This is a genomic window from Enterobacter sp. UNJFSC 003 (assembly GCF_036903355.1).
In the GTDB taxonomy this organism is placed as follows: Bacteria; Pseudomonadota; Gammaproteobacteria; order Enterobacterales; family Enterobacteriaceae; genus Enterobacter.
This window is the reverse complement of record NZ_JBAKHK010000210.1, coordinates 1-261: the sequence shown is the minus strand read 5'-3', so window position 1 is coordinate 261 and position 261 is coordinate 1. Positions and strand designations below refer to the sequence as shown.

At 58.6% G+C, this 261-nt stretch carries 1 protein-coding gene; it reads right to left on the bottom strand.

Annotation, left to right across the window (positions count from 1 at the left end; genetic code table 11):
- Positions 1 to 261, bottom strand: a 261-nt coding sequence (locus V5P19_RS23830; protein ID WP_334408030.1) for a peroxidase family protein, incomplete at both ends; no start/stop codon positions are given.

The window sequence follows — 261 nt, the reverse complement described above, 5'->3', positions numbered from 1 at the left end:
CATCAACGCGACCCGGCGCAAACGGTACATGAATGCTCAAACCTGCGGCGCTTGCGGCTTTCTCAACACCAACCACACCAGCCAGCACTATGATATCCGCCAGCGAGGCTTTACCAGACTCTTTCTGGATTTTCTCCAGAACAGGCAGAGCACGAACGGCTGCGGCGTTCACATCCCAGTCGCGCTGCGGCATTAATGCCAGACGCGCACCGTTGGCACCACCGCGTTTGTCGCCACCACGGAAGGTAGAAGCAGATGCCC